Source organism: Oceanimonas sp. AH20CE76 (assembly GCF_039654065.1).
GTDB classification, from domain to species: Bacteria; Pseudomonadota; Gammaproteobacteria; order Enterobacterales; family Aeromonadaceae; genus Oceanimonas; species Oceanimonas smirnovii.
The window spans coordinates 2,958,806-2,965,000 of sequence record NZ_CP155481.1; the positions used below are offsets into that span (position 1 = coordinate 2,958,806).

General features: G+C 53.3%; 3 protein-coding genes and 2 rRNA genes (1 of these 5 running past the window's edge). All 5 read right to left on the reverse strand.

Features of this window, described 5'->3' with window-relative positions; genetic code table 11:
• Positions 1-24: 24 nt before the first annotated feature.
• Positions 25-729 (reverse strand): phosphatase PAP2 family protein, encoded by a 705-nt coding sequence (locus N2M06_RS14490; protein WP_346351109.1) that lies wholly within the window; start codon positions 727-729, stop codon positions 25-27.
• Positions 730-790: 61 nt separating this feature from the next.
• Entirely contained in the window at positions 791-2,134 is a 1,344-nt protein-coding gene (locus tag N2M06_RS14495) for an 8-oxoguanine deaminase (RefSeq protein WP_346351110.1), read from the reverse strand.
• A 122-nt stretch (positions 2,135-2,256) separates the two neighbouring features.
• Positions 2,257-3,702, reverse strand: coding sequence for a nucleobase:cation symporter-2 family protein (locus N2M06_RS14500; RefSeq protein WP_346351111.1), 1,446 nt, complete (start codon positions 3,700-3,702; stop codon positions 2,257-2,259).
• Between the two features lie 375 nt (positions 3,703-4,077).
• Positions 4,078-4,192 (reverse strand): 5S ribosomal RNA (rrf, locus tag N2M06_RS14505).
• A gap of 86 nt (positions 4,193-4,278) precedes the next feature.
• Positions 4,279-6,195, reverse strand: a 23S ribosomal RNA gene (locus N2M06_RS14510); it runs 973 nt beyond the window's last position.

Here is a 6,195-nt window from a genome sequence, read left to right on the forward strand (position 1 = left end):
AGGGCGGTCACGCCGCCCGTTTGCTTAGCCCTGAAGTCGCCAGTGCCGCAGCAGTTTTTCTGCCGGACGCACCAGTGTTTCAGTCAGCCAGTGTGCCAATGGTGTATGAAACAGCCAGGCAGCGGTGATCAGCGCCAAAGGAATGGAGCCGCAGATAAAGTCGGTAAACCAATGTGCCCCCGACATCACTCTGGGCATGGCCAGAATCAGCACCAGAGGCACGACTGCATAGAGATAACGGCGGGGAAAGCGGTAAATGGCAAACAGCAAAAAGGTAGCAAAACCAATACCGTGGTCACTGGGAAAGGAATCTTGCGAGGCGTCTTTGGCTTTAATGTCCGGCACCAGCCGGCTGACCCGCTCCGCTTGCTCATAGGCCAGAGTCGGACTCGGCCGCTTCACCGGCAATGCCTTGCCTGCCGCTGCCTGCAATGAAAAAGAGCCGGCCATAATAATAAGCAGGCAGCAAATACGCGCCCGCTCTCTGCCCGATGCCAGCCAGGCATAGCGAAATACAAAGAGTGCCATCAGCAACGCGATGGCACCATCTATCCAGCGCTGGTTTACAAAAGCGACCAGCCCGGCAAAACCGGGGACAGTTATCAGCCGCTCATTAAACCACCAGAATACTCCCTCATCCAGACCAAGCCAGTAGCCCTGCCACCAGGTGGCAAGCAATATCAGTGCCAGCAACTGTAATCCGAACCAGCCTTTAATATCCCAGCGCAACTTATATACCCACGAATAAAAACGTGATTTATATCACGAAGCGCTGGTAAAGTCCCCAGTGCTAGCGCAGTTGTGCTGCCAGTTCACGCTGTCGCGCTTTTAAGGCACCAATATCCAGGCCTTCCACCGCGCCCTCTGTTACTCGCCAACGGCCGGCGACCATGACCCTGTCCGCTCGTTGAGCACCGCAAAGCACCAGTGCTGCCAGCGGATCACCGGCACCGGCAAACTGAATATCATCGAGCCGGAACAATGCCAGATCAGCCTGTTTGCCAACAGCAATCTCACCGATATCGTCACGTCCCAGACAGGCAGCCGACCCTTGGGTAGCCCAGTTCAGTACCTTTTGATGCGTAATTTTACTGGCACCATAACGCAGCCGTTGCAGGAGTAATGCCTGCCGCACTTCCAGTATCATGTTAGATCCGTCATTAGACGCAGAGCCGTCTACTCCCAGGCCTACCGGACAACCGGCAGCTTCCAGATCCAGAGTCGGGCACATACCTGAAGCCAATAACATATTGGATGAGGGGCAGTGAGCAATGCCAGTGCCGGCTTTACCCAGCCGGATAATTTCTTCTTCATTGAAGTGAATGCCATGAGCCAGCCAGGTTCGCTTGTTAAGCCAGCCTACTGACTCCAGGTAATCCACCGGACGCATACCAAACATGCGCTGGCAAAACTCGGTTTCGTCGTGAGTTTCGGCTAAATGAGTATGCAATTGCACATCATGCTGCTCAGCAAGCCGGGCCGAGGCTTTCATTAATTCGCTGCTCACCGAAAAGGGAGAGCAGGGAGCCAGCGCCACTCTGCTCATGGCTCCGGCTGCATGGTCATGATAACGATGGATCAGTCGCTCACTGTCGGCAAGAATGGTCTCTTCACTCTGTACTGTTGACTGCGGCGGCAATCCGCCCTGATCCTGTCCCAGACTCATGGAACCCCGGGTCAGATGCACTCGCACGCCCAGCCTGTGAGCTTGCTCCATTTGAATATCAATGGCCTGTTCAAGCCCCTGAGGAAACAGGTAATGATGATCATTGGCAGTGGTACATCCCGACAGCAACAGCTCAGTCAGCGCGATTTGCGTGGAGACGGCTATCATTTCCGGCTGCAATTTGGCCCACACCGGATAGAGAGAGGTCAGCCAGGAAAACAGCTCCTTGTTCAGCGCAACAGGGTGCGCCCGGGTCAGGGTCTGATAGAAATGGTGGTGGGCGTTGATCAGGCCGGGCAGCAGCACATGGTCCCTGGCGTCAAAGGTCTCGTCAATCCGGCGTTGTGGCTTTTGACCTTCGGCGACCAGTTCAACAATGGTGTTACCGCTGACCACTACACCACCGGCACAGGCCGGGGTCAGGGTAGCAAGAGGTGATTTTATCCAGAGTGTCTTGGGGTTTTGCATCAGACTTTCTACTCCATATAACAGGAAAGTTGGCATCCCCCGGATGTAAAAACCCCTGACGTACAATCCGGGAAGGTACGCCAGGGGATTGAGCTTATTCGGGCTCAATTTGTCAGTGAGTATTAACCAACCTCACCTAATTTTTTTTTACCGTCTATCACCGGAGCCGCTTCTTCAGCTTCCGCTTTCTCTTCTTCCTCGTCCTGAGAACGCCCCTCGGGCAGAATCAGGCTCAGAGAGATGGCAGTAATGGCACCCATAGCAACCGGGGAGCTCAGAATGTTGGCTACAGTATCCGGCAGGGCCTGCAGCACTTCCGGCACAGTGGATACACCGATACCCATACCTACTGAAATGGCCACTATCATCATGTTACGACGGTCCAGGTTGGCCTGAGACAGTACACGAATACCGGCGACTGCCACGGTACCGAACATGATCAGAGTCGCACCACCCAGCACCGGCTTGGGCATGGTCTGCAGTACACCACCGATAATGGGGAACAGACCCATAATGAACAGAATGGCAGCAATATAGAGTCCGACAAAGCGGCTGGCCACACCAGTCAGGGCGATAACACCGTTGTTCTGACTGAAGGTCGTAGAGGGCATGCTGTTGAAAACAGCAGCAATCATGGAGTTGATACCGTCACCCAGCACACCACCGCGAATACGGTTGATATAGATCGGACCTTTCACCGGCTCACGGGAGATGGTGGAGTTGGCAGTCAGGTCACCGGTGGTTTCCATGGCACTCACACAGAACAGAATGGCCAGCGGGATAAAGGCAGCCAGATCAAACTGAAAACCAAACTTGAACGGAACCGGGATGGATACCAGCGGCAGGTTGGCCACGTGGGAGAAATCCAGACGTCCCATAAAGAAGGCAGCCAGCATACCCAGGACCAGACCAATTACCACGGCAGCCAGACGAACCATCGGATTCTTGGAACGGTTCAGCAGAATAACGCTCACCAGTACAATACCAGCCAGCATCAGGTTATCGAGAGAGCCGAAAGCATCAGTTTTCAAAGCACCAAAGCCACCACCAATGTCGGTCATGGCCACTTTAATCAGCGGAATACCGATAAGAATAATGATGGTACCGGTAACAACAGGAGTAATGATCTTCTGCAGCTTGTGTACAAAACGACTCAGGAAAATCTCGATAAAGGCGGCGCAGAAGCTCACACCAAAAATAGTGGCCAGAATATCTTCCGGAGTACCCCCACGGTTTTTAACAATAAAACCAGCAGACAGTACGGCGGTCAGAAACGCAAAGCTGGTGCCCTGCAGACATAACATACCAGCGCCCACAGGACCGATACGGCGACACTGAATAAAAGTACCCACACCGGACACCATGAGTGCCATGCTGATCAGATAAGGAACATGTTCACCCAATCCGAGCGCGCCACCCACAATCAGGGTGGGAGTAATGACGCCAACCAGACTGGCCAGTACGTGCTGCAATGCAGCAAAGGTAGACGGCCAGAAACTGGGCTTGTCGTGTAATGAGTAGAGCAGATCGTGATTTTTGCCTTGAGTGGCGTTTGCTTCCTGGGTCATAACAGATCCCTTTGTTAATCGTTGCCAATGAGCAGCCATAGTGCTGTCATTTTTTAATTGGCCAACATCCTGTCGAGACGGTGGCACTACCCTCCATTCTCCACTTCAAGGCTTGTTACCGAGTGCGGAGATGAATAGATAATACCGTAAAAAAAACAGAAGTGTTATATCAATGTGAACTCTTTGTACACAAAATTTGCACCAATGTGATCTATAACACTCTTTATTGACGTCAGGAAAAGCAAGGCTATGCATCAATTGGAATAGAAGAATTGTATACACAAGCTGGGGAGCAAGCATAGAAAGGGTAGCGGGTATCAGATGCAGAAACGAAAAAAGCCCTTCACATCAGTGAAGGGCTTTTTCTTATTGGGTGCCTGGCAGTGACCTACTTTCACATGGCAGCTGCCACACTATCATCGGCGCGGTTGCGTTTCACTGCTGAGTTCGGCATGGAATCAGGTGGTTCCACAACGCTATGGCCGCCAGGCATTAAACTGTAATTCGGAAAAAGCGTTATTTTGATGATGAATTCGTAGTCTCGACCTGCAAGGCCTCACACTTCTTGGGTGTTGTATGGTTAAGCCGCACGGGTCATTAGTACAGGTTAGCTGCACGCCTCACAGCGCTTCCACACCCTGCCTATCAACGTCCTGGTCTCGGACGGCCCTTTAGAGGTATCAAGTACCTAGGGATGACTCATCTCGAGGCTCGCTTCCCGCTTAGATGCTTTCAGCGGTTATCGATTCCGAACTTAGCTACCGGGCAGTGCCACTGGCGTGACAACCCGAACACCAGAGGTTCGTCCACTCCGGTCCTCTCGTACTAGGAGCAGCCCCTCTCAATCATCCAACGCCCACGGCAGATAGGGACCGAACTGTCTCACGACGTTCTGAACCCAGCTCGCGTACCACTTTAAATGGCGAACAGCCATACCCTTGGGACCGACTTCAGCCCCAGGATGTGATGAGCCGACATCGAGGTGCCAAACACCGCCGTCGATATGAACTCTTGGGCGGTATCAGCCTGTTATCCCCGGAGTACCTTTTATCCGTTGAGCGATGGCCCTTCCATTCAGAACCACCGGATCACTATGACCTGCTTTCGCACCTGCTCGACGTGTCTGTCTCGCAGTTAAGCTGGCTTATGCCATTGCACTAACCGTACGATGTCCGACCGTACTTAGCCAACCTTCGTGCTCCTCCGTTACGCTTTGGGAGGAGACCGCCCCAGTCAAACTACCCACCAGGCACTGTCCTCATCCCCGATAAGGGGACCAAGTTAGAACATCAAACATACAAGGGTGGTATTTCAAGGTCGGCTCCACGGCAACTGGCGTCACCGCTTCACAGCCTCCCACCTATCCTACACATGTAGGGTCAATGTTCAGTGCCAAGCTATAGTAAAGGTTCACGGGGTCTTTCCGTCTAGCCGCGGGTACACCGCATCTTCACGGCGATTTCAATTTCACTGAGTCTCGGGTGGAGACAGCGTGGCCATGGTTACACCATTCGTGCAGGTCGGAACTTACCCGACAAGGAATTTCGCTACCTTAGGACCGTTATAGTTACGGCCGCCGTTTACCGGGGCTTCGATCAAGAGCTTCACCTTACGGCTAACCCCATCAATTAACCTTCCGGCACCGGGCAGGTGTCACACCCTATACGTCCTCTTGCGAGTTAGCAGAGTGCTGTGTTTTTGATAAACAGTCCCAGCCACCTGGTCACTGCGACTGGCTCAGGCTCCATCCGCGAAGGACTTCACCCGCTCCAGCGTACCTTCTCCCGAAGTTACGGTACTATTTTGCCTAGTTCCTTCACCCGAGTTCTCTCAAGCGCCTTGGTATTCTCTACCCGACCACCTGTGTCGGTTTGGGGTACGGTTCACACACATCTGAAGCTTAGAGGCTTTTCCTGGAAGCAGGGCATCAATGACTTCGGTACCGTAGTACCTTCGTCTCGGGTCTCAGCGTTGCAACTCCGGATTTACCTAAAGTCACCGCCTACGCCCTTTCACCAGGACAACCAACGCCTGGCCCATCTAGCCTTCTCCGTCCCCCCATCGCAATGTGTGTCAGTACGGGAATATTAACCCGTTTCCCATCGACTACGCCTTTCGGCCTCGCCTTAGGGGCCGACTCACCCTGCCCCGATTAACGTTGGACAGGAACCCTTGGTCTTCCGGCGAGGAGGTTTTTCACCCCCTTTATCGTTACTCATGTCAGCATTCGCACTTCTGATATCTCCAGCATGCTTCACAACACACCTTCGCAGACTTACAGAACGCTCCCCTACCACTCACGCAAAGCGTGAATCCGCGGCTTCGGTGCCTGGTTTTAGCCCCGTTACATCTTCCGCGCAGGCCGACTCGACCAGTGAGCTATTACGCTTTCTTTAAATGATGGCTGCTTCTAAGCCAACATCCTGGCTGTCTGAGCCTTCCCACTTCGTTTCCCACTTAACCAGAACTTGGGGACCTTAGCCGGCGGTCTGG

Bases quoted from the DNA above. Each gene is read 5' to 3' on its own strand.
- N2M06_RS14495 (WP_346351110.1), bottom strand. From the start codon at position 2,134: ATGCAAAACCCCAAGACACTCTGGATAAAATCACCTCTTGCTACCCTG.
- N2M06_RS14500 (WP_346351111.1), bottom strand. From the start codon at position 3,702: ATGACCCAGGAAGCAAACGCCACTCAAGGCAAAAATCACGATCTGCTC.